The sequence below is a fragment of the Lentzea sp. NPDC020367 genome, assembly GCF_044387305.1.
In the GTDB taxonomy this organism is placed as follows: domain Bacteria; phylum Actinomycetota; class Actinomycetes; order Mycobacteriales; family Pseudonocardiaceae; genus Lentzea.
Window position 1 is genome coordinate 105,833 of the sequence record NZ_JBIRVV010000002.1, and the last position, 25,856, is coordinate 131,688.

20 protein-coding genes are annotated in these 25,856 nt (G+C 69.9%); 15 read left to right on the forward strand and 5 right to left on the reverse strand.

Features of this window, described 5'->3' with window-relative positions:
- Positions 1–16 precede the first annotated feature (16 nt).
- The 7 genes from lysX (at position 17) to ACH413_RS07630 (ending at position 6,061) form a co-directional block, all read left to right on the forward strand.
- A complete protein-coding gene (lysX, locus tag ACH413_RS07600; RefSeq protein ID WP_360033676.1) occupies positions 17–874 on the forward strand; it encodes a lysine biosynthesis protein LysX in 858 nt (285 codons plus the stop codon).
- Positions 871–2,190, forward strand: a complete 1,320-nt coding sequence (locus ACH413_RS07605; RefSeq protein WP_360033674.1) for a DegT/DnrJ/EryC1/StrS family aminotransferase — start codon at positions 871–873, stop codon at positions 2,188–2,190. The genes lysX and ACH413_RS07605 overlap by 4 nt, the downstream gene beginning before the upstream one ends.
- Positions 2,187–3,002: a transketolase gene (locus ACH413_RS07610; protein WP_360033672.1), complete on the forward strand. Its 816-nt coding sequence runs from the start codon at positions 2,187–2,189 to the stop codon at positions 3,000–3,002. Before ACH413_RS07605 ends, ACH413_RS07610 begins: the two co-directional genes overlap by 4 nt.
- Positions 2,999–3,946: a transketolase C-terminal domain-containing protein gene (locus ACH413_RS07615; RefSeq protein ID WP_360033669.1), complete on the forward strand. Its 948-nt coding sequence runs from the start codon at positions 2,999–3,001 to the stop codon at positions 3,944–3,946. Before ACH413_RS07610 ends, ACH413_RS07615 begins: the two co-directional genes overlap by 4 nt.
- Before the next feature lie 67 nt (positions 3,947–4,013).
- Entirely contained in the window at positions 4,014–4,187 is a 174-nt protein-coding gene (gene lysW, locus ACH413_RS07620) for a lysine biosynthesis protein LysW (RefSeq protein ID WP_360033666.1), read from the forward strand.
- On the forward strand, positions 4,188–5,204 hold the full coding sequence (gene argC / locus ACH413_RS07625; protein ID WP_360033663.1) for an N-acetyl-gamma-glutamyl-phosphate reductase: 1,017 nt from the start codon (positions 4,188–4,190) through the stop codon (positions 5,202–5,204). It begins immediately after the preceding gene.
- Positions 5,205–5,233: 29 nt separating this feature from the next.
- Complete coding sequence (locus ACH413_RS07630) at positions 5,234–6,061, forward strand: [LysW]-aminoadipate kinase (protein WP_360033660.1); 828 nt, start codon at positions 5,234–5,236, stop codon at positions 6,059–6,061.
- Positions 6,062–6,156: 95 nt separating this feature from the next.
- On the opposite strand, the gene ACH413_RS07635 is transcribed toward ACH413_RS07630, so the two are convergent.
- Positions 6,157–8,703, reverse strand: a complete 2,547-nt coding sequence (locus tag ACH413_RS07635) for an AAA family ATPase (RefSeq protein WP_360033658.1) — start codon at positions 8,701–8,703, stop codon at positions 6,157–6,159.
- Between the two features lie 581 nt (positions 8,704–9,284).
- Between ACH413_RS07635 and ACH413_RS07640 the strand changes: the two genes are divergently transcribed.
- The 8 genes from ACH413_RS07640 (at position 9,285) to ACH413_RS07675 (ending at position 20,088) form a co-directional block, all read left to right on the forward strand.
- Positions 9,285–10,220, forward strand: a complete 936-nt coding sequence (locus ACH413_RS07640) for a chlorinating enzyme (protein ID WP_360033655.1) — start codon at positions 9,285–9,287, stop codon at positions 10,218–10,220.
- Positions 10,220–10,492 carry an acyl carrier protein gene (locus ACH413_RS07645; RefSeq protein WP_360033652.1) on the forward strand — a complete coding sequence of 91 codons (273 nt, stop codon included), beginning with the start codon at positions 10,220–10,222 and terminating at the stop codon, positions 10,490–10,492. Before ACH413_RS07640 ends, ACH413_RS07645 begins: the two co-directional genes overlap by 1 nt.
- A 167-nt stretch (positions 10,493–10,659) precedes the next feature.
- Positions 10,660–12,132, forward strand: a complete 1,473-nt coding sequence (locus ACH413_RS07650) for an amino acid adenylation domain-containing protein (protein WP_396424922.1) — start codon at positions 10,660–10,662, stop codon at positions 12,130–12,132.
- Positions 12,129–13,217, forward strand: coding sequence for an acyl-CoA dehydrogenase family protein (locus tag ACH413_RS07655; RefSeq protein WP_360033646.1), 1,089 nt, complete (start codon positions 12,129–12,131; stop codon positions 13,215–13,217). The genes ACH413_RS07650 and ACH413_RS07655 overlap by 4 nt, the downstream gene beginning before the upstream one ends.
- Before the next feature lie 15 nt (positions 13,218–13,232).
- A complete protein-coding gene (locus ACH413_RS07660) occupies positions 13,233–14,492 on the forward strand; it encodes a cation:proton antiporter (protein WP_360033643.1) in 1,260 nt (419 codons plus the stop codon).
- A complete protein-coding gene (locus ACH413_RS07665; RefSeq protein WP_360033640.1) occupies positions 14,489–15,271 on the forward strand; it encodes an alpha/beta fold hydrolase in 783 nt (260 codons plus the stop codon). The genes ACH413_RS07660 and ACH413_RS07665 overlap by 4 nt, the downstream gene beginning before the upstream one ends.
- 101 nt (positions 15,272–15,372) lie before the next feature.
- Positions 15,373–18,363 carry a substrate-binding domain-containing protein gene (locus ACH413_RS07670; RefSeq protein WP_360033637.1) on the forward strand — a complete coding sequence of 997 codons (2,991 nt, stop codon included), beginning with the start codon at positions 15,373–15,375 and terminating at the stop codon, positions 18,361–18,363.
- Positions 18,364–18,501: 138 nt separating this feature from the next.
- Complete coding sequence (locus tag ACH413_RS07675; protein WP_360033635.1) at positions 18,502–20,088, forward strand: glycoside hydrolase family 76 protein; 1,587 nt, start codon at positions 18,502–18,504, stop codon at positions 20,086–20,088.
- On the opposite strand, the gene ACH413_RS07680 is transcribed toward ACH413_RS07675, so the two are convergent.
- The 4 genes from ACH413_RS07680 to ACH413_RS07695 all read right to left on the reverse strand — a co-directional run bounded on the left by ACH413_RS07680 (position 20,089) and on the right by ACH413_RS07695 (position 25,795).
- A complete protein-coding gene (locus ACH413_RS07680) occupies positions 20,089–21,108 on the reverse strand; it encodes an NADPH:quinone reductase (RefSeq protein ID WP_360033632.1) in 1,020 nt (339 codons plus the stop codon).
- Positions 21,109–21,125: 17 nt separating this feature from the next.
- Positions 21,126–21,674 carry a TetR/AcrR family transcriptional regulator gene (locus ACH413_RS07685; RefSeq protein ID WP_360033629.1) on the reverse strand — a complete coding sequence of 183 codons (549 nt, stop codon included), beginning with the start codon at positions 21,672–21,674 and terminating at the stop codon, positions 21,126–21,128.
- A gap of 99 nt (positions 21,675–21,773) precedes the next feature.
- Positions 21,774–22,940 (reverse strand): AbfB domain-containing protein, encoded by a 1,167-nt coding sequence (locus tag ACH413_RS07690; RefSeq protein ID WP_360033627.1) that lies wholly within the window; start codon positions 22,938–22,940, stop codon positions 21,774–21,776.
- A 26-nt stretch (positions 22,941–22,966) separates the two neighbouring features.
- Positions 22,967–25,795, reverse strand: a complete 2,829-nt coding sequence (locus ACH413_RS07695) for an AbfB domain-containing protein (RefSeq protein WP_360033624.1) — start codon at positions 25,793–25,795, stop codon at positions 22,967–22,969.
- Positions 25,796–25,856 lie beyond the last annotated feature (61 nt).

Consider the following 25,856-nt stretch of genomic DNA (forward strand, 5'->3'; position numbering starts at 1 on the left):
CCCCGGGGATGACTTGATGGATCTGCCTGTCGCCGTTCTGGCATCGCGTGTCCGCCTCGAGGAGAAACTCATCCTCGCCGAACTGGCCAGGCGCGGGGTGCCGGTGGAGGTGATCGACCCCCGCCGGGCCTTGTTCGAGCTGCAAGCACCCAAGCCGAGGTACGCGGGCGTCATCAGCCGCGAGATCTCGCACACCCGCAACATGTACGCGGCCCGGCTGCTGGAGCACGCGGGCCTGACCGTGGTCAACAGCGCCGACATCATCGCGCTGTGCGGTGACAAGCTGCTCACCACCCTCGCTCTGCACGCCGCCGGACTGCCGGTGCCGCGGGCGGCCGTGAGCCTCTCGCCGGAGCACGCGCTGGAGCACCTGGAGACCTTCGGGTTCCCCCTGGTGTCCAAGCCGGTGAACGGGTCGTGGGGGCACCTGGCCGCCAGGCCCACCGACCGCAACTCCGCGGAGATCATGCTCGAACACCGCCGCGCGCTGCCCAGCCCGCAGTACCAGGTCGTGTACGTGCAGGAGTACGTCGACAAGCCCGGCCGCGACATCAAGGCCTACGTGATGGGCGGCGAGATCATCGGCGTGATCTACAAGATCTCCGACGAGTGGCGCACGAACACCGCCAGGGGTGGGACGACGGCACGCTGCGAGCCGGACGAGGAGCTCACCAAGCTCCTGCGCGCGACGGCCGACGTGGTGGGTGACGGCATCCTCGGCATCGACGTGCTGGAGTCCCCCGACAGCGGCTACCTGGTCAACGAGGTCAACCACACACCGGAGTTCCACGGCGCCCTCGAGGTGCTGTCGGTGGACCTGGTCGGGGCCTACGTGGACTTCGCGACCCGCAAGCTCGGCATCGGTGCGGCATGAGCGACAAGCTGGCGATGTTCGGTGGCACCAAGGTGATCGGGAAGGGCAGCGTCCCTCCCGAGCAGATCCGGTGGCCGGTGATCACCGACGCCGAACACGAGGCCACCCGGCGCGTGCTGGACAGCGGGCAGTTCACGTCCAACAGCACCGGCGGCGGCGAGGTGGCCGCGCTGGAGGCGGAATGGGCCGAGTTCGTCGGTGCCCCGCACTGCGCCGCGGTGGTCAACGGCACCGCGGCCATCGAACTGGCCATCGCCGCGGCCGGGATCGAGCCGGGTGCGGAGATCCTGGTGCCCGCGCTGAGCTTCATCGCCAGCGCGGTGGGTGCCGTGCAACGCATGCTGGTGCCGGTGTTCGTCGACATCGATCCGGTCACCTACAACATGTCGCCCGAAGCCGCGGCGGCGGCGATCACGTCGCGGACCCGCGCGATCCTCGTGGTGCACCTGCACGGCCTGCCCGCGGACATGGCCGAGTTGCGGGCGCTGGCCGACCGGCACGACCTGCTGTTGATCGAGGACGCCGCCCAGTCGCACGGCGCCAGCTACCAGGGCAAGCGCACCGGCACGCTCGGCGACGTCGCCACGTTCAGCCTCAACGTGGTCAAGAACCTGCCCACGTGCGGCGAAGGCGGCCTGATCACGACGGCCGACCCCGAGCTGCACCGGAAGGTCGTGCTGCACCGGCAGTTCGGCGAGGACCTGCGCGGCGGCCGGGAACGGGACTACGTCTCCCGCGTGCTGGCCGGAAACGCCAAGCTCAGTGCCATCCAGGCGGCGTTCGCCCGTGCTCAGCTGGCCAGGCTGCCGGAGTACGACGTGGCCAGGAAGCACAACATCGAGGCCATGCTGGCCGCACTGGCCGGCCTGCCAGGACTGGTGTTGCCGACCGTGCCCCCTGACCGGACCCACGCCTGGCACATCCTGCGGTTCCGCTTCGATCCCGAGGCGATGGGTCACCCGGACGTCCACCCCGGCGCGTTGCGGTCGATCGTGCACCGGGCACTGCGCGCCGAAGGCGTCCCGGTCCAGCCGTACCAGCTGGTTCCGCTGCCGATGCAGGAAGCCTTCCAGACCCGTGCCGGGTTCGGCGGGTACCCGTGGAAGCTGGGCGGCGACGTCGCCTACCAGGACTCGTACCCGCAGACCACGGCGGTCATCGAGTCGTCACTGACGCTGCAACGCTGGCACCTCAACCCGGCCAGCGGCCCGGTGCTGCTGCGGTGCGCCGAGGCGTTCCGCAAGGTGTGGGACAACCTGGACACCCTGATCCCGATCGCCCGCAGCCTGGACCACCCTTCGAAGGTGGCGGTATGAGCACCTCACTCGCCGCCAGGGCACTGCACAACCGTGAGCAGATCCTGCGGATGGGATCCTCGCCGTCCGGTACGCACGTCGGTGGCAGCCTGTCCTGCGTCGACGTGCTCACCTTGCTGTACGACGAAATCCTGAACGTGCGGCCGGACGAACCCGACTGGCCGCTGCGCGACAGGTTCATCCTCAGCAAGGGTCACGCGAGCGCGGCCCTCTACGCCGTGCTGGCCTCCGCCGGGTTCATCCCGGAGTCCGAAGTGGACACTTATGCGGCCACCGGCGGCCGGCTCGCGGGTCACCCGTTGCGCCGCCTGCCGGGCGTCGAGTTCCCCAGCGGCTCACTGGGGCACGGGCTGTCCCTCGGCGCGGGAGTCGCACTGGCCGCCCAACGCCTGGGCCACGCGTACCGGACGTTCGTCCTGATGGGCGACGGCGAACTGCAGGAGGGCTCGGTGTGGGAGGCGGCCCAGTACGCCCCCGCGGCGGGCCTGGACAACCTGGTGGCGATCGTGGACCGCAACGGCTGGCAGATCACCGGCCGCACCGAGCAGCTGGGACTGGAGCCGCTGGCCGACCGGTGGCGCAGCTTCGGCTGGGCCACCACCGAGGTCGACGGCCACGACCTGGACGCGCTGCGCGAGGTCTTCACGTCGCTGGAGCCGGGCCGGCCCACCGCGGTCATCGCGCGGACGGTCAAGGGAAAAGGCGTGCCGTTGTTCGAGGACAAGAAGAAGAGCCACCACGTCACGCTGACGCCCGCCCTGCTCACCAGGGCACAGGCGGGCCTGCGGGCGAGGGCGAGGAGGACGTCATGAGCGTCGAGACAGCACCCGGCGTCCTGGTGCCCACCCGCGAGGTCTACCGCCGGGTCCTCGGCGAGCTGGCCGAACGGGACCAGCGGGTGTTCTGCGTGGATTCCGACATGGGCGGGCTGGAAACGGGTTTCGGCGAACAGTTCCCCGAGCGGTACACCAACGTCGGCATCGCCGAGGCGAACATGATGGGCGTCAGCGCGGGACTGGCCTCCGCGGGCTTCCTCCCGTACGCCAACACCATCAGCACGTTCGCCACGTGCCGCGCGTGCGAGCAGATGAAGGTCGACATCGCGGGCAACAACCTGCCGGTGCGGATCGTGGTCACGCACGCCGGGTTCTCCGCCGGGCACTACGGGCCCACGCACCACGCGCTGGAGGACATCGCCATCGCCCGCACCATGCCCAACATGACCGTCGTCGTGCCGGCCGACTCGGTGGAGACCGAGGCGGCGGTGCTGGCCACCGCGGACCTCCCCGGTCCGCTGTTCCTGCGGCTCGGCCGGGCAGCCACTCCGTTGGTGCACGAGTCGTCCGCCGACTTCGTCCTGGGCCAGGCCGCCCGGCTGCGCGACGGTGACGACGTGACGATCATCGCCACCGGGCCCTACCCGGTCGTGATGGCCCTGCAGGCGCACAACCTGCTCGCAGCAGCGGGAATCCGTGCGCGGGTGCTGGACATGCACACCGTCAAGCCCATCGACCGGGCCGCGATCGTCGCGGCGGCCGAGCAGACCGGCGGCATCGTCACGGTCGAGGACCACGTGCTGGAAGGCGGGATGAGCAGCGCGGTCTGCGAGGTGCTCGCCGAGACCGTGCCGTGCCGCGTGCGGCGGATCGGCGTCCCGATCTCGTTCTTCGACCTGGTCGGCGACGAGCTGGAACTGCTGACCGCGGCAGGGGTGAGCCCGGACGCCGTCGTCGCGGCGGCGAAGGACCTGCTGTAGGGGACTTTCCGGACTACTTCGGACAGTGCCAGGACCACATGCTCGGCTGGACACCAGAGGAGAAGCCATGACCACCGCGACGGCGTGCCCCGAGTGTGAAGGCGCGATCGAGATCACGAACTCGTTGACGCAGAACGAGATCGTGGAGTGCCCTGACTGCATGAGCGAGCTGGAGGTGGTCACCGCCGAGCCGCTGGTGCTGGCACTGGCCCCGGAGATGGACGAGGACTGGGGCGAGTAGGTGGCGTCGATCTCCGCCGGAATCGTCGGCGCGGCCGGGTACATCGGCGGTGAGCTGCTCCGGCTGCTCACCGGTCACCCCGAGGTCGAGGTCACGCGGGTGTACTCCACGAGCCAGCAGGGCAAGCGGGCCGACAGCGCGCACCCCAACCTGCGTGGCCACACCTCTCTCACGTTCACGCACCCCGACGACCTCGAATCCCACGACGTGCTGTTCGTCGCGGTGTCGCACGGGAAAGCCGCCGAGCTGGTGCGGCGCGTCGGTTCGGCCGCACCGCTGGTCGTCGACCTCACCGCGGACTTCCGGCTCAAGGACCCCGCGGTCTACGAGACGTACTACGACTCCGCGCACCCGGCCGCTGACCTGCTGGCCGGGTTCACCCCCGGACTGCCGGAACGGCACCGGGACGCGCTGCGGACGGCGTCCCGGATCAGCGTGCCGGGATGCATGGCCAACGCGGCGACCCTGGCGCTGGCACCACTGGCCGGCCTGATCGACCCGGACGTCACCATCGACGCCAAGATCGGCTCCAGTGGCTCCGGCGCGACCGCGACCGGCATGAACCTGCATTCCGAGCGCAGCGGCGCGATGCGGGTCTTCGCACCGGTCCGCCACCGGCACGAGGCCGAGGTCGCCCAGGAGACCGGACTGCGGGCGCGCATGACCGCGACCGGTGTCGAGGCCGTGCGCGGGGCCCAGGTCCTGTGCCACGCCACGGCTCGCGGGGTCACCGAGAACGACCTGCGCCGTGCGTACCGGGCCGCCTATCAGGACGAACCGTTCGTGCGGATCGTGGCGCAGCGCCGGGGGCTCTACCGGCTGCCCGAACCGAAGATCTTGGCGGGCACCAACTTCTGCGACATCGGGTTCGCCGTGGACGGTGACCGCGTGCTGGCCGTGGCGGCGCTGGACAACCTCGGCAAGGGCGGCGCGGGCAACGCGGTGCAGTGCCTGAACATCCGGATGGGCTGGCCGGAGCGAGCCGGACTGGGCTTCGTCGGGCTGCACCCGATCTAGGCCACGGCCCCGACACAGGCAGGAGAGGCATGGACCAGGTGCTGGTGGTCAAGGTCGGTGGCGCGGCCGGGATAGACCCCACCGGGGTCTGCGCGGACGTGGCGGCCCTGGTCCACGGCGGCCGCCGGGTGGTGCTCGTGCACGGCGGCTCGGCGACCGTCGACTCCCTGGCGGAGCGGCTCGGCGTGCCGCAACGTCATCTCACGTCCGCCAGCGGCGTCACCACCCGCCACACCGACGCGGCCACCCTCGAGGTGCTGCAACTGGCGCTGCTCGGCCAGGTCCGCCCGGCCGTGCTCGGCGCGTTGGGCGACGGCGGCGTCAGAGCGATCGGACTGTCCGGTTTGGACGCCGGACTCCTGCGGGCCGAACGCCGTGCCGCGATCCGGGCCGTGGTGGACGGCAAGCGCGTCCTGGTTCGCGACGACCACAGTGGACGGATCTCGTCCGTGGCCGGATCGTTGCTGGAACTGTTGCTGGACAACGGGTTCACCCCGGTCATCTCGCCGCCGGCGCTCGCCGAGGACGGCCGTCCGGTCAACGTCAACGCCGACCGGGTGGCCGCCGCCGTGGCCGCCGAGCTCAAGGCGGACGCGCTGGTGTTCCTCACCGCCGCTCCGGGTCTGCTCCGCGATCCGGCCGACCCCTCGTCGCTGATGGACGCCCACACCCTCACCGAGGACAGCGCGTCCGCCGTGACCGGTGGCATGTCGGTGAAGCTGATCGCGGCGCGTGAGGCCCTGCGGGGCGGCGTGCGGACGGTGGTGATCTCCGACGGCAGAGCGGAGTCGCCGGTGAGCCGGGCGCTCGACGGCGCCGGCACACGGGTCGTCCTCGACCCGGCCGAGCGGGCCTGAGGCGTCGAAGAATGTTTCCGCGTCCGGAGAACGGCACCCAGGCCGTTGTTCTCGTCCGGTTGATGAACGCCGGCGTTCATCAACCGGACGAGAAGCTACGCGATTCGACGCATTGTGCCGGTCATGGCCGCTACCTCAGATCGGGACGAGACCTCCAGCTTGTCGAAGATCCGACGCAAATAGGTCTCCACCGTCTTGTGGCTCAACGTCAGCGCCCGAGCGATTTGCTGGTTGGTCCGTCCGCGCGCCACGAGTTCCGCCACCTGGTTCTCCCGCACGCTCAACAGGCTCAGCCGCTCCACGACGACATTCTCGAGATCCTCCGCCTCGGTTTCCCCGGCATCTCGCGCGGGCGCGCCCTCCAGCCGGAGCACGGCGAGCAACACCCGGTGCGAGCGTGCGGACAACACGACCACGGCGACCCGGAGCACCTGCCGCGCCCGGTTCTGGTCGGTCGCCCACTCCAGGCACGCCGTGGCCAGCAGCATCAGCCCCAGCTGATCGGCCGGACCTGGCCTGGAGGACAGCTCGTCCTCCAGCGCGTGCCAGAACCGCGCGTCCTCGCTCCTGCCCGCCGTCGCGCTCAGCCCGGCCAGCACCGCCCACAGCGACCCCGACAACGCCGTGCCGCCGCTCGTGATCACGTGCCCGATCTCGGCGCACAGCCGCTTCGCCCGCACCTCCAGCGCGGCCGACCCGGTCGCGGACGCCAGCGCGCTCGCGTCCGCGGCATGGTCCACCGCCAGTCCCAGAGCGCCGTCTCGCAGGTGCGCGGTGGCCAGCCCGAGGTTGAGTCTGCCGAGAACGTGGGTCTGCTGGTACCGCTCGGCGAGCTCCAGGCCGCGCGTGAACTGGCACAGCGCCTCCGCACTACGTCCGGACCAGATGTTGGCCCAGCCCAGCCAGTCGAGAACCTCGCACGCCGAAGCGACGTCCTCGCGCGGCTCCTCGAACGCCTCGGCGGCGCGGTCGGCCACCGCCATCGCCTCCGTGCCACGTCCGAGCGTGGCCAGCATCGCGCTGTGCACAGCCGACGCACGAGGATCGTCTTCGGCCAGCGCTCTCACCGGCGCCAGCAGACCGGCCACGTCACCGCCGCTGTCCAGCGCGATCTCGGCGAGAGCGAGGGGCAGTTCGACCTGCCCGGCCGCGGTGCGCATCAGTTCCGTCGCGTCGTCGAACCTGCCGAGCAGGCGCAACACCCTGACATGGGACTCCGCCAGGCCGGCGAGCGTCGCCGGATCCAGCTCGGCGTGGTGCTTCCACGCCAGCTGGTGGCCGGGAAGGCTGGCGGCGAGCTGCCCGGACAACGCGGTCGCCCTCGCCAGCCGGGTGATCACTTCCCCGCGCAGCAGATCATGCTGCTCCAGCAACCGCCGCAGCCAGCGCGACACCGTGCCGGGCATGCGGTCACCGGTGCTCCTGGCCGCGGCCAGAAGCGTCTCCGCGTCCCGCCCGGTCTCCGAGTTCCCGGCTCTCTCCAGATGGTGTGCCTGGTCGGCGAGCGGTGCACCGCGCTTCCACAGCGCCTCGTACGCGCGGGCGTGCGCACCGATCCGCCATCCGCCACCCGAGTGGTGGTAGCAGATCGAACGGACCACACCGTCGCGGAAGCCGAGCCGGTTGTTCCTGGTGCGCACCAGGTCCTGTGCGATCAGCTCGTCCAGTCCCGCCAGCGCGCTGTCGTGTTCGAGCTCCGCGACCTCGGCCACGAGCGCCGGGTCGAACGCGTCGCCGACTACGGCGGCGGCCTGGGCGAACAGCCGTCCCGCCGGCCCGAGCGCCCGCAGGTCCATGCCCACGGCCGCCGCGACCGGATGGGGCGACGGCATGTCGTCGACGATCGCCGTGTCGTCGTGCGGCCCGGCGGCCAGCGCGTTCAGCAGACCGGGTTGCCCACCGCTGAGCCGGTACAGCACCCTGCGACGACCCGGCCGCGTGGTGACGGGGAGCAGACGCACCGCGTCGGCCTCGTCCAGGGGCCCGAGCTCGATCCGCCGCACCGCGCCGGTCTCGGCCGCCGTGCCCAGCGCGCTGAGCAGGTCCACCGGCGTCTGCCGCGGCCGATGAGTCAGCACGAGCAGCAACGGTGCGGCCGGCGGACGGCGCACCAGGTTGAGGATCATCTCGATGGAGCTCTGGTGCGCGTGGTGCACGTCGTCCAGCAGGAGCACGAGCGGCTTGTCCTCGCTCAGTCTGCCGAGCAGCGCGCGAATCCCCTGACTGGCCCAGTAATGCCGTTCCTGTGGCTGTATCCGGGCCGCCCCGGACGTGTGCAGGGCCGGGAAGATCTCCGGCAGCCGCAATGCGGCACGCGGGTCCATTTCGGACAAAAGATCCACACCGCCCGAGGCCAGCAGATCATCGAGGGCGTCGACGAACACCGCGAACTCCGTCATCAGCGGCTTGGCCACGACCTCACCGTGCGCCACCCTCGCGCCGGCGCGTTCCGCCCGCTCGCGCCACGCGGCCAGCAGACGGGTCTTGCCCATGCCGGGCTCACCCGCCAGCTCCACCACACGAGCGGAATTTCCGCCGAACGTCTCCAGCAGGTGGTCGAAGTACTCCAGCTCCCGCGTCCTACCCCGTAAGGGTGGCTGCCCGGACGACTCTCCGGGCGTGCCGAGCCCGCCCCCGAACATCGAAGGCCCCCTCCCCCTGCAGTGGCGTACACCCATGGACGTATACCCGTGGATGTACGCCTAACGGACGTACACCGGTGGACATACACCCGTGCGCACATTCCGCGCACATGTGCATGTATGAACCACACGAATAGACCCCAGTACCGTCGTCAGTATTACCTTGACGGCACACCGAGGGCAAGCCTGAACCAAATAGGCCACCAGTCAGGCAAAACCTTGACATGCCAGCGGCGATTTGGTTACGGTCGCTCCAGCTTCAACCGCGCAGGGGGCGCCACCAGGAGCGAATTGCACTGGGGACCAAATTGGGGTGGACGTTGTCGCCAAGCCGAAATGGATCAGCTAAACCCGCAGGTCACAGGGGTGTGACTGCAAGAGCCGGCCAGCGCTGACGACATAGCGCGCGACACCGGATCCACGCGAACAAGGTCACGGCAGCCGAATCTTTCCTTCGGCTCAGTTGAGATTTCTACATTTAATTGTCGACCTCCGAGCACGGCACGCCCGCCGTGCGAATTTGGCGTGCACATTTCCGAACAGCAGGGGTAATCATGACATCCGAGGGCAATGCGTTCGCATTGAGCGAATCGGAACTCGCGCAGTTCCACACCAACGGATACATCGGGCCGTTCGATCTCTACGAGCCCGAGGAGATGGCCGCAAATCTGCAGGCCTTGCGACCGAAACTCATCAACACGAAAAAAGCCGTCTACGGCGGCGGCAAGACCATCTCCGGCGTGACGAACCTGTCGAACTACGACCGGCACCTGGACGTCGACTTCCTGGCCGAGCACATCACCCGTCCGGAGATCGTGGACAGGGTGTCCAGCATCCTCGGCCCGGACACGCTGTGCTGGCGCTCGGAGTTCTTCCCCAAGTACCCCGGTGACGAGGGCACGGACTGGCACCAGGCCGACAACTTCTCCAACGTGGCCGGCTCGAAGCACCCCCAGATCGTGTGGCCGGAGGACGCCGACTTCGGCGGCACCATCACGGTGTGGACGGCGTTCACCGAGGCGTCGGTGGACATGGGATGCCTGCAGTTCATCCCCGGCTCCCACAGGTCGATGAACTACGACGAGTCCAAGGTCATGGACTACAACCCCGACCTGGTCAACAACGTGGAGAAGTCCGGGGTGCGGCGCGGGTTCTTCGGCTACGACTACCGGCAGCTGCAGAAGGACCCCAACTGGTCTCCCGACGAGGCCAAGGCCGTCTCGCAGGTGATGCGCCAGGGTCAGTTCATCATCTTCTGGTCCACGCTGATGCACGCCTCGCATCCGCACGCGGGCAAGACCGACCAGATGCGGCTCGGGTTCGCCGGCCGCTACCTGCCGACCTCCGTGCAGGTCTACCCGCACTCGGACTCACTCGCCGAGTTCGGTGGCGCGGCGAGCCTGGACAGGTTCGGCAACGTGCTGACCTCCGGCCAGGACCACTTCGGCCACAACAAGTTCGTCGAGTCCACTGTGAACGGTTACCGCTTCCCCGTCCGCGAAGGGGCGCCGGCCTGATGGCGAACGACGACACCGAGACCGGCACCGACACCGTCCAGGCCTGGGTCCTGGCCGCCTGTCAGGACCTCGGGCTGAACGTGGACGCCGACTCCGACTTCTTCCGGGCCGGAGGGTCGTCGCTGACCGCCGTGAAGCTGATCGCCAGGGCCGAGGAGACCTTCGGCGAGGACTCGCTCCCGCCCGAGGACCTGTTCGGCAACAGCGGCATCCGGGAGATCGCCGAGAGCATCGCCCGCAACCGGCAGCAGGTCGACGCACCACAGGCGTAGTGCCCGCAGCGCGTTCCCGGGTTCGTCCTTCGGCGCTGGTCCACCCGCAGGCAGGAAGCAGATCTCAAGGGAGGCGCATGAAGCGGCTCACGGCCGGGCCCGGGGCACGCGCGGTGCACGTTTTGGCCAATGTGGACACTTCGGTTCCCTTTCCGTCGGACAGCAGCGTGAAGGAGCTGTTCGAGCACCGCGTCCGGCAGAACGGTGCGGCGACCGCGCTCGTGCACGGCGAGCGGCGGATGACCTACGCCCAGCTGAACACCTCCGCCAACCGGCTGGCGGATCACCTTCTCCACCGAGGGGTTCAGCCCGGCGAGGTGGTCGGCGTGTGCGTGCGGCGATCCTGCGAGCTCGTCGTCACGCTGCTCGCGATCATCAAGTGCGGCGCGGTGTACCTGCCGTTCGACCCGTCGTGGCCGGACGCGCGCCTGCACACGATGTTCGGCATCGCCGGCTGCGCGCGGGTGGTCACCGACCAGCCGGACGTCCTCACCCCGCGGCTGCCGCGGTGCCAGGTCGTCGCAACGTCCTCATCGGACGGTGACGGCACCGTGAACCCGGCACTCGCGGTGCTTCCCGAGGACATCGCGTACATCAACTTCACGTCGGGATCGACCGGGCGGCCCAAGGGAGTGCCGATCCAGCACAGGTCGGTCGTCCGGCTGGTCCACGACGCCCGCTACGCCCGCCTCGACGAGCGGACCGTCACCCTGTTGCTCGCCCCGGTCACCTTCGACGCGGCCACGTTCGAGATCTGGGGCGCACTGCTCAACGGCGGCACCTGCGTGCTCTACCCCGGCGGTTTCGTCCGGCTGTCCGAACTGGGCCGGGTGGTCCGGCGGCACTCGGTCAGCACGGTCTTCCTGACCACGGCGTTGTTCAACACGATGGTCGACGAGGACATCGACGCTCTCAGCAGCGTGGACACCATCCTGACCGGTGGCGAGGCGCATTCGTTGCCCCACATCGAGAAAGCACTGGCCCACTACGGCACGGGACGGCTCGTCAGCGTGTACGGCCCGACCGAGTGCACCACGTTCGCCACCTACTACCCGTTGACCGGGCCGCAGCCGGCGGATCGGCCGCTGCCCATCGGACGGCCGATCCAGAACACGCGGGTGCACGTCGTCCGCGACGGCAGGCTGTGCGAACCCGGCGAGACGGGCGAGCTGTGCCTGTCCGGCCCCGGCCTGTCCCCCGGATACGCCGGGATGCCGGAGGCGACCGCGCGACGGTTCGTGGACTACGTGGTCGACGGCGTTCCCGAACGGCTCTACCACACCGGTGACCTGGTGTACCTCCAGACCGACGGCGTACTCGTGTTCCAGGGCCGCGACGACGACCAGGTCAAGATCAACGGCCACCGGATCGAGCTCGGCGAGGTCCGGCACGTCCTGGCCGGGCACCCGGAAGTCCGCCAGGCGTTCGTCACCGTGCACGTCACCGGCACCGGCGAGCGGGTGCTCATGGCGTTCGTCGTGTCGGACGGCACGAGCGAGACGTTGCGGAACCACCTGGCGCACCGGTTGCCGCCGTACATGATTCCGGCCGTGATCGAGATCCGCGAGTCGCTTCCCCTGTCCACGCACGGAAAAGTGGACCGCCAGGCACTCCTGTCCTCCCTGCGGCCGGTGTCATGACCGACGACTTCCGCCAGGAGATCCGGTCCGTCCTGGACAAGGCCGTGCTGCCGCACGCCGACCAGTGGGAGCGGCAGGGGCACGTGTCGGCCGACGGGTGGCGCGCACTGGCCGAGGCCGGCCTGCTCTCCTTGCCGCACAACGGTCCCGGCTTCCTGCGCAGCGCCGTCTTCCTGGAGGAGCTGGGCGGCACCGGATACGCGGGCATCCGCGCGTCGATCGGCGTCAGCGCCTACATGGCACCCGCGTACCTGCACCTGTACGGCACCGAGTCGCAGCGGGCCACCTGGCTCACGCCCGGAAAGATCGCCGCGCTGGCCATCACCGAGCAGAACGCCGGCACGGACCTGTCCCGGCTGTCCACAGTGGCCAAACCGGACGGCGGCACCTACCGGCTGACCGGCGAGAAGCTGTACGTGGCCAACGGTTCCGCCGCGGACTACTTCATCGTGCTGGCCAGGACCCGCGACGGCGGTACCGCCCCGGTGTTGTCCGGCGCGAGCCTGCTCGTCGTCGACGGCCGCTCCCACGGCATCACCCGGCACCGGCACGAGACGCTCGGCTGGCGTGCGGCGGACGCGTGCCGGGTGTCGTTCGACGACGTGCCCGCAGCAGGAGTGATCGGCAAGCCCGACCGGGCGCTGATGTACCTGATGCCGGCGCTGGACTTCGAACGGCTGGTCGCGGGCCTCCTGGCGGTCGGCGGCGTCCGGCACTGCCTCGACCTGCTGCGGTCGTTCGTCCGGTCCCACCAGGTGCGCGGCGCCGCGTTGAGCGCCAACCAGGCGGTCCGGCACCGCCTCGCCGACCTCGACGCCCAGTTCGAACTGGTGCGGACGTACGGCTACCAGCTGGCGAACGAGCACTGCGCCGGACGGCTCGACACCAAGGCCGCCGCCGTGCTCAAGCTGACCGCGACCGAGCTGGCGGTGACGGCCGCGCAGGTCTGCGTGCAGTACCACGGGGCACGGGGATACCTCGACGACTCCGTGCCCGCCCGCCTCCACCGCGACGCCATGGCGGGGACCATCGCGGCGGGCGCGAGTGAACTGGTGCGTGAACTGATCTTCGAATCTGGCCGATGAGGAGTTGAACGACACGTGGGAAACCTGGACGCCGCAACGGTCAGCGGTCGCATCCTGCTCGCCATGGCCGTGCTCACGGTCGCCGTGCGGGTCGTCGGCTGGCTGGTGAGCAAGATCGGCCAGCCCAGAGTGCTCGGGGAGATCGTCGCCGGGATCCTGCTGGGCCCCAGCGTGCTGGGCCTGGTGTGGCCAGGGCTGATGGCCTACCTGTTCCCACCTCAGGTGATCACGGGACTGAACGTCCTGGCCCAGACCGGCCTGGTGATGTTCATGTTCCTGGTCGGCCTGGAGATCGACGTGAAGTCGTTGCGCGGGCAGGGACGCAAGGTCACGGTGATCAGTCACGCGTCGCTGCTCGTCCCGATCGCCCTCGCGGTGCCCCTGGCCGTGTGGCTGTACCCCCGGTTCGGGCAGCGGACCGACGAGCTGGCGTTCGTCCTGTTCTTCGCGGCGGCCATGGCGATCACCGCGTTCCCGGTGCTCTCCCGGCTGCTGCGGGAGTCCGATCTGCTGTCGACCCGGGTGGGCGTGGTCAGCCTGGTGTGCGCGGCCATCAACGACATCTACGCGTGGATCATGCTGGCGGTCGTGGTCGCCGTCGCCAAGTCCTCCGGTTCCGAGGACGTGGTGCGGACGCTCCTCCTGTCGATCGTCTACGTCGTCGTGATGCTCGCCGTCGTCCGCCCCCTGTTGCGCAAGCTCGGCCACCCGTCGATCTGGGTGATGGTCGCCGTGGCGATCCTGAGCGCCTGGACGACCGACCAGATCGGCATCCACGCGATCTTCGGATGCTTCCTGGCCGGCGCCGTGATGCCGCGTGACCCCGAGTGGCAGCGCGACGTGGAGGCGAAGCTGGAGAGCATCATCTCCGTGCTGCTGCTGCCGATGTTCTTCGGCCTCGTGGGACTGTCCACCCGGATCGACCAGCTCACCACCGCCGCGCTCTGGCTGACCGCGCTGCTGGTCGTCGTGGTCGCCACCATCGGCAAGCTGGGCGGGGCCACGCTCGCCGCACGCCTGACCGGCGACCGGTGGAACGAGTCGTTGCTGATCGGCGTTCTGATGAACACGCGCGGGCTGACCGAGGTGGTGATCCTGACCGTCGGCGTGCAACTGGGCGTGGTCTCCCCGGCCCTGTTCACGATCATGGTCCTGATGGCCCTGGTCACCACCTTCATGGCGGCACCGCTGATCACCGTCCTGAAGCGGCGCATGGCGGCCGGCCAGGTCACCCCGCCCGCCGGTGATCTCCGCGGCGCCGGTGCCGGACGATGACCCGGTTCGACCACGACGCCTGGCTGCGGAGCTTCCGGCCGCGCCAGGACCACGAGACCCAGGTCGTGTGCCTGCCCCACGCCGGGGGTTCGGCGAGCTTCTACCTGCCGTTCGCCGAGAAGTTGTCCCCGGTGGCCGACGTGCTGGCCGTGCAGTACCCCGGCCGGCAGGACCGCGGGCACGAGCCGTGCGTCGACGACCTCGCCACGCTGGCGGACCTGATCGCCGAAGCGCTGGCACCACTGGCAGACCGCCGGATCGTCCTCTTCGGACACAGCATGGGGGCGATGCTCGCGTTCGAACTGGCACGACGGGTGCCCACGGCACACCTCTTCGTGTCCGGCAGACGTGCGCCGTCGTGCTGGCGCGACGAACGGGTCCACCAGCGAGACGACGACGGCCTGATCGCCGCGATGCAGGAGCTGAACGGAACGAACTCCGCGTTGCTGCACAACAAGAAGATCCTCCGCATGGTCCTCCCCGCGGTGCGCGCGGACTACCGGGCCGCCGAAACGCACCGCTACGCCGACGGCCCCGGCGTCACCGCGCCCACCTCCGTGCTCCTGGGCGACGACGACCCGATGGTGACGCTCGACGAGGCACGTGCGTGGCAGCTGCACACCGCCGGGACGACCCAGCTGCACGTGCTGCCAGGCGGTCACTTCTACCTGGTGGACCACTGGCCGCACATCGCCCGCCTGGTCGAGGACGAGGTGCTGGAGACCGCGACTCCGTCGACGACGAAGCCCGCCGGCCGCAGCGGGAAATGGCCGAATTGATCGTAACGGGGTGTCAGGTATTCCACACCGCGCGTATCATCTGACGCCGGTTCGACCACACGACGAGCCAGGTGTGAGGTTTCGTGGGAAACGGCGCGACGGTGCGACCCACCATCGGCATGATCACGGCAGGCCCGCTCATCGAGCTCGCCGGTGAGCAGTGGCAGGGCGTCAGCGACGGCGCGGCCGCCGGCGGCTGCGACCTCGTCTGCTTCGCCGGCACCGAGCTGGCGCACCCGGACCGCCACAAACGACAGGCCAACGCGGTCTACGACCTCATCGCGCCCGGCCGGATCGACGCGCTCGTCATCTGGACGACGCGGATCAGCCAGCAGATCGGCGAGGCCGCGATGCGCGAGTTCGCCGTCCGCTACGCGCCCATCCCGATCATCAGCGTCGAGGCGCACCTGGCGGACTGGCCGACGGTGCTGATGGACAACCGCGCCGGCATGGACCAGGCGGTCAGCCACCTGATCGAGGTGCACGGCCATCGGCGGATCGGCTTCGTGCGCGGTCCGCTGGCCCACGTCGGCGCGCAGGACCGCTACCAGGGTTACGTGGACGCGCTCACCCGCCACGGCCTGCCGATCGAGCCTGGGCTCGTGACCACGCCCGCCCCGTCCTGGGATCCCGCCGCCGCGGCGGACGCGGTCGCCGCGATCCTGGCCGGGGACGCGGAACCGCCGGACGCCTTCGCGGCGGCCAACGACGAGTTCGCGCTGGGCGTCGTGACCGCGGTGCAGGAGGCGGGCCTGCGCACGCCGGAGGACGTGGCGGTCGTCGGGTACGACAACCACACGTGCATCCGCTCGAACGATCTCGGCTACCAGGCGCCCGCGCGGCCGGCCTCCGGCAGCGTGCACCGCCGGGTCAACATCGACGCGGGAACGCCCGCGCTCACGACGGTGCGTGCTCCGTTCTACGAGATGGGGCGCCGCGCCGCCGAACTCGCGCGCGCGTTGGTCCGCGGTGAGCCCGTGCCCGCGCTGGAGATCGTTCCCACCGAGCTCGTCGTCCGCCGCTCGTGCGGCTGCATCCCTTCCGGCGACGGAATCTCCGTACCGGCGCACGGTGTGCTCGCCGTGCCGGAGCACGACACCGCCGAGGCGGTCGCCGCGAACCTGCGGCGGGGGCTCGGTCCGAAGTCGGCCGTGCTGCCGGACGGCTGGGCCGAACACCTGACCCGCCTGTTCCTCGACGTCGGACGACCGGAGGACTTCCTCGGTGTGTTCGCGGAGTACCTGCGCGACAGCGCCCGCGCCGGATGCGCGGCGCAGTCGTGGTGGGCGCCGTTGTTCTACCTGCGCCGGTTCGCTCTCGCGCGCGGCGCCGACGAGGGCGCGACCGAGGACCTGTGGCTGCGGGTGCAGCTGATGGTGTCCGACGTGGTCGAGCGGGAGAGGACGTTCGAGTACCTCCTGCACGAACGGCAGGACCAGACCGTGCGCGAGGCCGGCCAGCGGCTGATCGTCTCGCGGGACGTCGCCGAGCTCAGCGACGCGCTGGTGGCCGAACTGCCCAGGATGGGGATCCCCGGCTGCCACGTGATGACGTTCGAGTCGACCCGTGAGTGGGCGCGCCCGCTGATGTCGTACGAGAACGGCGAACTCCGGCCGGAGCGCACCGCGCTGACGTTCCGGTCCACCGAGCTCACACCCCACCGGATGGACCGGCCGGCGCCGGGCAACTTCGTGGCCGCCGCGCTCTTCGGGCTCGAGGAGCAGCTGGGGTTCGCGCTGTTCGAGGTGGGCGCGATGCCGGGCTGGGTCTACGAGGCGATCCAGCAGCAGCTCAGCAGTGCGTTGCGCGGCATCAGGATGCTCGAGCGGGAACGGCAGGCACTCGCCGAGGCCGAGCAGGCGCGGCACTCGCTCGAGCTGGCCCACGCCGAGCTGGAGGACCGGGTGCAGGAACGCACCGCAGCACTGGTCGACGAGATCGCCGAGCGCGAGCGGCTGGAGGCACAGCTGCGGCACGCGCAGAAGATGGAGGCGATCGGCCGCCTCACCGGGGGCATCGCCCACGACTTCAACAACATCCTGACCGTCATCAACGGCAACAGCGAGGCGTTCCTGCGCCGCTGTTCACCGGACGACCCACGGCGTCCGGAGATCGAGGACATCCGGCACTCCGGTGAGCGCGCGGCGAACCTGACCCGCCAGCTGCTCGCGTTCACCCGCCAGCAGGTGCTGAACCCGGAACGAGTGGACCTCAACGCGGCGATCACCAAGGTGCGGGCCATGCTGGCGACCCTGATCGGCGACGACGTGGAGCTGGCGCTGGACCTGCCCGCGCACGTGTCGCCGGTCTGGGCGGACGCCGGCCAGGTCGAGCAGATCCTGTTCAACCTGGCCGCGAACGCCCGTGACGCGATGCCCGGCGGCGGTGTGCTCGGCATCGGCACGGACGACGTGGTCCTCGAGGCCGGCCACGCCGGCCGCATCGTCGGCGTGCACCCTGGTGACTACGTGGCGCTCCGGGTGAGCGACACCGGCACCGGTATGGACGAGTCGGTCCAAACGCAGATCTTCGAGCCGTACTTCACCACGAAGCCCGTGGGCAAGGGCACCGGCCTCGGCCTGGCCACGGTGTTCGGCATCGTGCAGCAGAGCGGCGGCCAGATCGACCTGACGAGCTCGCCCGGCGCGGGCACGACGGTCGCCGTGTACCTGCCCCGCGCGCAGACGCCCGCCGCACCGCTCCCCCGCGCCACGCCCCGGACGTCCCCTCAGCGGGGCTCGGAGACCATCCTGCTGGTGGAGGACGACAGCCAGGTGCGCGCCGTGGCACGCCACTCGCTGGAACGATCTGGGTACGCGGTGATCGAGGCGTGCAACGGCCTGCAGGCGCTGACACTCGTCGACACCCACGACGACATCGACCTCGTCGTGACCGATGTCGCGATGCCGAAGATGGGCGGACCGGAGCTCGTGGCCACGGTGCGGCGGATCCAGCCTGATCTGCCCGTGCTGTACGTGTCCGGCTGCACGACCGCCGAAGAGCTGGACGACACGGCGGTTCTGCTCGCCAAGCCGTACGCGGAGACCGAACTGCTGGACGTCGTCCGCAGGCTGCTCGACCAGGCGGTCTGATCCCGCATCGCTGGGCGACAGCCTGACAAACACCTGACCGGTTGGATGCGTTGACGACGGAATCGGCCGCCCCTAGCCTGAAAATTGAGAGCGCTCTCATAGAACTGTCCGGGCGCCCACCCTGCACCGGGAGGTCTCGTGCTGAGAGCTGTCCTTCTCACGTCCCTGATGATGTCCGCACTCGTCGTGGCCGCACCGGCGGAATCAGTGGCCGTTGCGCCACAAGTGAATCAGCCCTCTGTCGACTGCGACAACTACTGCGACAACCGCGATCCCTCGCTGCCTCCCAGTGCACGGCGCTCCGCCTACCGGCCTGACACCAAGACGCTGCCGCCGACCGGTGGCCCGCCGTCGACGGGGAACGCCGCGCCGGTCGCCTCGGCCGTCATCTGCAACAGGTACTGCGACGCCCGCGATCCCGCCCTCGCGCCCGCGGACCGGCTCACCCAGACCGTCACCGTCGGCGGACGCCGGGTCTCCCTGCACTTCGACGACGCCGACGCGATGGGCTGGGCGGTGATCTCGGCTGCCGGGCAGGGTGACGAGGTGTGGCTGGACCGGTCCTTCGACGCCGGTGTCAGCTGGGGTTCCGGATCGAGGCTGGGCAACACGGCGGCCCCGCCGGGATTCGGCGAGTGGCGCACCATGATGTTCAACGTCGACGACTGGGCGAACTTCGGCGTCGGCCTGCTGCGAGCCTGCGGACGGCCGGCCGGGTCGTCCGCGATCGCGTGCACCAGTTGGTATCGCACGACGTGGAACGCAGGCGAACGTCGGACGGCCGCGGCGACGGCGTTGATGGAGCGGTACAACCTCGGCAACGGACTGTTCGACACGACCGGCTGGTGGAACTCCGCCAACGCGCTCACCGCGATCATCGACAACAGCCGCCTGACCGGGATGCCCAGCTACCGCTACGCCATCGCCCGCACCTACGACCTCAACCGCCTGGCGTGGCAGGGCAACTTCATCAACGACTACAACGACGACGTCGCCTGGTGGGGCCTGGCGTGGCTGGCCGCCTACGACCTGACCGGCGACAGCAGGTATCTGAACACCGCCAGGGTCGGCGCGGACCACATCTTCCGTTACTGGGACTCGGTGTGTGGCGGCGGCGTGTGGTGGAGCTCGAGCAAGACCTACAAGAACGCGATCGCCAACTCGTTGTACGTGCAGCTCAACGCCGCGCTGCACAACAGGATCCCCGGCGACACCGTGTACCTGCAGCGCGCCAGGGCCGGCTGGACCTGGTTCGTGAACAGCAAGATGATCAACAGCGCCAACCTGGTCAACGACGGTCTGACCACGGCCACCTGCGCCAACAACAACCTGACGCCGTGGAGCTACAACCAGGGCGTTCCGCTCGCCGCGCTGACGGAGCTGTACCGGGCCACCGGCGACGCGAGCCTGCTCGCCAAGGCGCGCACACTCGCCGACGCCTCGACCAGCAGCAGCTTCCTCAACCCCGGCGGCACCCTGTTCGACGACGGCGGTGGCGGGGACGTCCCGTCCTTCAAGGGAATCTACGTTCGAGGTCTGTCCACGTTGAACAGAGCGTTGGCGGACCACCCGTACACGAACTACCTGCGCCGCCAGGCAGACACCGCCTACGCGCGGGACCGCTCCAGCGCCGACTCGTACGACCAGCCGTGGGCGGGCCCGTTCCAGCGCAGTGACGCTGCCCGGCAACACAGCGCGGTGGACCTCATGAACGCCGCCGGTTGATCAGGGCGCGACGTCGATCAGGACCTTGCCGACGGCGCCGTTCTCCACGACCCGGTGGGCGTCGGCGGTGTGGGCGAGCGGGAAGCGCAGCAGAGGCAGGCCGTGTTCCTCGCCGACGGGCAGGGCGCCGTCGGCGAGGGCGGCGGTGACGTCCTCGACGGCCGCGGCCAGGACCTGCGGTCCCGCGGTGTAGAGGACGAGGAACTGGAGGCGGGTGTTCATCACCATGTTCCGCCGCACGTCGAGCTCGACCGGCCGGCCGCCGTCGTTGGCGTAGGTGGAGATCGTGCCGCGGAAGCGCAGGACGGCGAGGTCGAGTTCGAGGTTCGCGCCGAGGGCGACCTCGGCGATGACGTCGACGCCGTCCGGGGCGATCTCGCGGATCGCGGCGGCCGGGTCGCCTTCGCGGTAGTGGATGACGTGGTGGGCGCCGGCGGCGGTGGCCAGCCGGGCTTTTTCCTGGCCGCTGACCGTGCTGATCACGGTGGCACCGGCCCAGCGGGCCAGTTGGATCACGGCGTGCCCGACCGCTCCGGCACCACCCGCGGCGAGCACGACCTTGCCGTCGAGCGCACCGGGGCGCAGGCGTTGAGGTCCGTCCTCGGCGACGGTGAGCGCGCGGTGCGCGGTGAGAGCGGGAATGCCGATCGCGGCGCCGGCCTCGAACCCGACGTCGTCAGGCAGCGGCACGGCCCGGTCAGCGGGCACGACCGTGAACTCGGCCGCGGTGCCCGCCGGTCGCCCTGCTGCGGCCATGAACAGCCACACCCGCTGGCCGACCCTGCCCGGATCGACACCGTCACCGACGGCGTCGATCGTGCCCGCGCCGTCGTTGTGCGGGGTGATCTCGGGGAAGCTCTTGGGGTGAGCGTTGCCGGAACGGGCCTGCGCGTCGGCCGGGTTCACGCCTGAGACGGCAACCCGGACGCGAACCTCACCGGGGCCAGGTGAGGGCAGGTCTCGGTCGACGAGCTCGAGAACTTCGGGACCGCCGGTGTCGCGGTAGATGACGGCCTTCATCGAGATGTCCTCGCCTCTCATCCCTCGGTGGTCGGCCGCAACGCGGCCTGGAGCAGTTCGGCGAGGTAGAGCGCCATCACCCGGTGCGCGATCGGACCGGACCGCTCCCCCGCCTCGGCCGGATCACGGCCCTCGACCTTGACCAGCCACGCCGTCACGCAGCCGCGCACCATCGCGCGCAACCGGTCGATCATGTCCACGACGATGCCGCCGATGACGGGGTCGGTCGTCGCCTCGCCCCAGATCTGCACACCGAACCTGGCCCCGACCGGATCGATGACGGCGGTCATGCGGGCGAGCAGTTCGTCGGGGCCGGGCGGCTGGTCGTCGTCGGCGTACCCGGCGAGCGCCTCGGCGCGTTCGACGAGGGTGGCGCGGGCGGTGGCCTGGATCAGCTCCGCCTTGTTGCGGTAGTGCGCGTAGATCGACCCGGTCGACAGCCCCGACTCCGCCGTGATGTCGGCGATCGACGTTCGCTCCAGACCGCTGCGCCCGAAGCAGCGCACCGCCGCCTCGGTGATCTGGGCACGTCGAAGCTCCTTGCGCGCTTCAGTGAGTCGGGGCACCGCACCTCGCCAAAAAGAGTCGTGGTTCTGTTTGTGACTACGCTAGCAGAACCGGGATTCTGTTTGCCGAGGAACCAGCACTGGACCGCCGGGCTCTGATCACGGCGCCCAGGGTGCGTCGACCGACCAGCCGAGGTCGGGGACGAGGCTCGCGGCCGTGTCCTGGGGACCGGAGCCGCCAGGGGTCGCGAGCCACAGTTCGCTGTTGACGTGCCTCAGGTACGACCCCGGGAAGTTCCACGCGCTGAACCGCACGCCGGTCGGCGCGGAACGGGCGCACCACGTGGCGTCGGCCCGCGTCAGCGTGGTGCCGTCGTCAGTGCTGATCTTCACGCGGCTGTTCTGATGGCGGAGGTAGTAGCCGGGGAAGTTGCGTGACTCCAGGCTGTAGCACCCTCCGGCGAGGCCCGGCACGATCCGCCAGGTCGCGTCGGACTTGAGCAGCGCGGAACTGCCGGAGTCGACGTGTTCGGTGTGCCCCAACGCGTTCTGGTGCCGCGCGTACCGGTCGGTGAAGCCGGGAGTGGTGACGCGCACCGAACGCGGGCCGGTGGGCACGGTGACAGGAGCGCCGTCGTTTCCGGCTGAACCGGGCACCGCGGCAAGCGCGGACGCCCACCGCGCGGCCATCTTGTCGTAGCCCCCGCGGTTCGGGTGCACTCCGTCAGCCAGGTCCGCAGTGGACAGAGCGGCGTGCATGTCGACGAAGTGGACCCGCGATCCCTTGCCCCGCACGATGTCCGGGATGGTGGCGTTGTAGGCGCCGGCCCTGGCCTCCAGCACGGGATCCGACAACGGCACCACGGAGGAGACGAACACGTCGGCGTTCGGCGCCGCCGCACGGATGTGGTCGATCAGGGCGCTCAGCCGTGCAGGGGCGTTCGGCAGGTCGTGGTTCTGCACGATGTCGTTGGTGCCCAGGTGCACCAGGACCGTGCGTGGACCGGTGTCCCGCAGCACGCCGGCGACGATCGCGTCGATCTGGTCGATCCGCCAGCCGGAATGGCCTTCGTGGTCGTGGTCCGGCAGGTCCGCGGGCCCGTTGACCTGGTTGCCCACGAAGTCGGTCAGGTGGCCCGCGCCGGCCAGCGCGCGCCACAGGTTGATCCGGTAGCCGCCGGGCACGTTGAAGCCGTCGGTGATCGAGTCGCCGAGCGGCAGTATTCGCGTGCCGCCGTTGCTCTCCGCGGCGGTCGCCACTCCCCCGAGCACGCCCAGAGCGCACAGAAGAGTCGTCGTGAGGATCGCTGTGCATCGTCGCCACATGTCGAGCTCCCAATTCTGTGAGAGACCTACGGCGCCCAGGGTGCGGCGATGGTCCAGGTGCTGTCGGCGGTGAGCGTCTGCGGCCGGTCGAAGCCCGCTTCGGCGTTGCCGGAGGCGAGGTGCACCTGTGACTCGAAGTGCCGCAGGTACGAGCCCGGCAGGTTGATCGACTCCAGCGTCACGCCCGTGCCGTTCAGGCCTGGCCTGGCGCAGAACGTGGCGTCGGCGCGGAACAACGCCGAGCCGTCGTTCGGCGAGTTCCTGGCCCTGCCGCCGGCGTGGCGCAGGAACTGGCCGGGGAAGTTCACCGACTCGAACGAGTAGCACGACGAGTCGGCGAGACCACGCCGGACGGTGTAGGTGGCGTCGGCCTTCAGCGTCGCGCTGCTGCCGCTGTTCACGATCTCCGTGTACGCCAGGCCGTCCGCGTGCCGGAGGTAGCGGTCGGTGTGACCCCACGTCGCGACCCGCAACGACTGCCGCACGTCCGTGGCGAGCCGCACGGAACTGCGCCACAGCGCCGGATCCGTTGTGCTCCAAGTGGAATCGGCGGCGAACCCCGTCGCGGTGTCCCACGCGTTGGGGCCGCCGCTGCGGGCCAGGTAGACGCTGTCCGCGTAGTGGCGCAGGTACGAGCCAGGGAAGTTCAGCGACTCGAACGACGTGCCGCCCGCGGCGAGGCCCGGCCGCGCGCACCAGGTGGCATCCGACGCGAACGAACCGCCGGTGGACGCCTCGACACGAGCGGTGTTGTTGGCGTGCCTGAGGAAACGGCCGGGGAAGTTCACCGATTCGAACGAGTGGCAGCGCGCGTCCGCCAAGCCCGCCACCGTGCGGAACGACGCGTCCTGGCGGTCGCCGTCACCGCTCGCGGCGCTGAGGACGTCCGTGCGCGCCACCGAGTTCGAGTGCCGCAGGTAGCGGTCGGTGAAGCCCGGCGAGGTCACCCGCAACGACCGGACGTGCCCGAGCGTGAAGGCGACCGGCGAGTTGCGGTTGCGCGAGGCGGCGATCAGGTCGCTGTGCGCGGCCCGCAGCTGGTTGGTGTCGACCTTCTGGATTCGCCGATCGTAGGTGTAGAGGCCGTTGTACTCGCCTTCGACGTCGGTGATCTCCGTGTAGACGTAGGCGGAGACCCCCTTGGTGGTCATCAGCTGCTTCACGTCGCGGACCATGCCGGTGTAGCGGTCGTTGAGCTGCGCGGCGCTGAACACCTGCTCGTAGGCGAAGAAGTCGTTCTTCGGGCTGTACTCGTGGCCGGGCGTGCGCAGCCCGACACCACCGAACTCGCCCAGCACGGAGACGCGCGTCGCGGACGGGCGTGGGGCGTCCGGTCCTGTGTAGACGTGCCAGTCGAGGATGTCGCCGTTGCCGGGATCTCCCTTGGAGACACAGCAGTTGTAGCCGCTGTGGGCGTTCATCAGCCGGGTCGGGTCGTAGTTCTCGAGGTCGGTGCTGACCCTGCGCGTGTCGGCGAGGTTCCACTCGCCCCAGCCCTCGTTGAAGGGGACGTAGGCGACGACGGCGGGTGAGAACCGGTGCTCGTCGACGATCTCGCGGGCCTCGGTCTCGAACTGCGCGATCTGCGCCGGTGTGCGGCTCTGGTCGAACGCGGGTGTGGACGGGACGTCCTGCCACACCAGCAGTCCGAGGCGGTCCGCGTGGTAGTACCAGCGGGCCGGTTCGACCTTGATGTGCTTGCGCACCATGTTGAAGCCGAGGTCCTTGTGCTTCTGCAGATCCGATGCCAGCGCGGCGTCCGTCGGCGCCGTGTAGAGACCGTCGGGCCAGAAACCCTGGTCCAGCGTGCCGATCTGGAACACGAACTCGCCGTTGAGGGTCGGCCGGAGCACGCCGTCCACGACCTTCGTGCCGACCTCACGCATGCCGAAGTAGTTCACGACCTGGTCAACGGTCGCGCCGGCGGCGTTGCGCAGCGAGACCCGCAGGTTGTAGAGGTACGGGTCGTCCGGCGACCAGCGGCGCGCGTTCGGCACGGGCACGGAGAACTCGGTGAACCCGCCGTCGGCGCTGCCCACGACGGTGGTCCCGGCCATCGCCTCGGCCAGCACGGTGTGCCCGGTGGTGTTGCCACGAGTGAAGACCCGGACTCTCGCGGTGTTGTTCGAGAGGTTCGGGTAGACGTCGACGGAGAACACCGACGTGGGCGCGGTGGGTTCGAGCCACACCGTCTGCCAGATTCCCGACGACGGCGTGTAGAAGATCCGGCTGGTGTCGTTGACCTGCTTGCCGACCGGCTGCTTCTCACCGCGGCCGTCCGTCGGGTCGTACACCCGCACGACGATCTCGTTCGTACCGCCGTTGAGCTGCGGGGTGACGTCGGCCTCGAACCGGTCGTAGCCGCCCTTGTGGGTGGTGACCTGGGTGCCGTTGACCCAGACCGTCGCCTCGTAGTCGACCGCGCCGAAGTGCAGTTGCACCCGCCTGCCGTTCCACGCGGGCGGCACGGTGAACGTGCGCCGGTAGAACATCAGGTCGCGGTTGTCGTTGCGCATGATGCCCGACAGCGCCGATTCGATCGGGTACGGCACGAGCACGCGTTCGGGCAGCGTCTGCCCCAGCGGCGGCGCGGCGTACCGGTTGACGTTCCCCGCCCCGTCGGTCGCGGGGTTGAGGAACTCCCACTCGCCGTTGAGGGTCTGCCAGTCCGGCCGGGTCATCTGCGGGCGCGGGTACTCCGGCAGCGGGTTCGTGGTCGACACCTGACTGGTCCACGGAGTGGTCAGCGGCGGCGTCTTGGGCACGATGGCGGCAGACGCGGTGCCGGACGCGGTGGCGACGAGGCCACTCGCGAGCACCAGCGCGGCCGCCGCCCAGGCGGCGAGGGGACGCATCGAACTCCTTCAGGCAGGGACTGGAGGGCTGACACAACTCAGGTACGCGCGAGCGACTTCA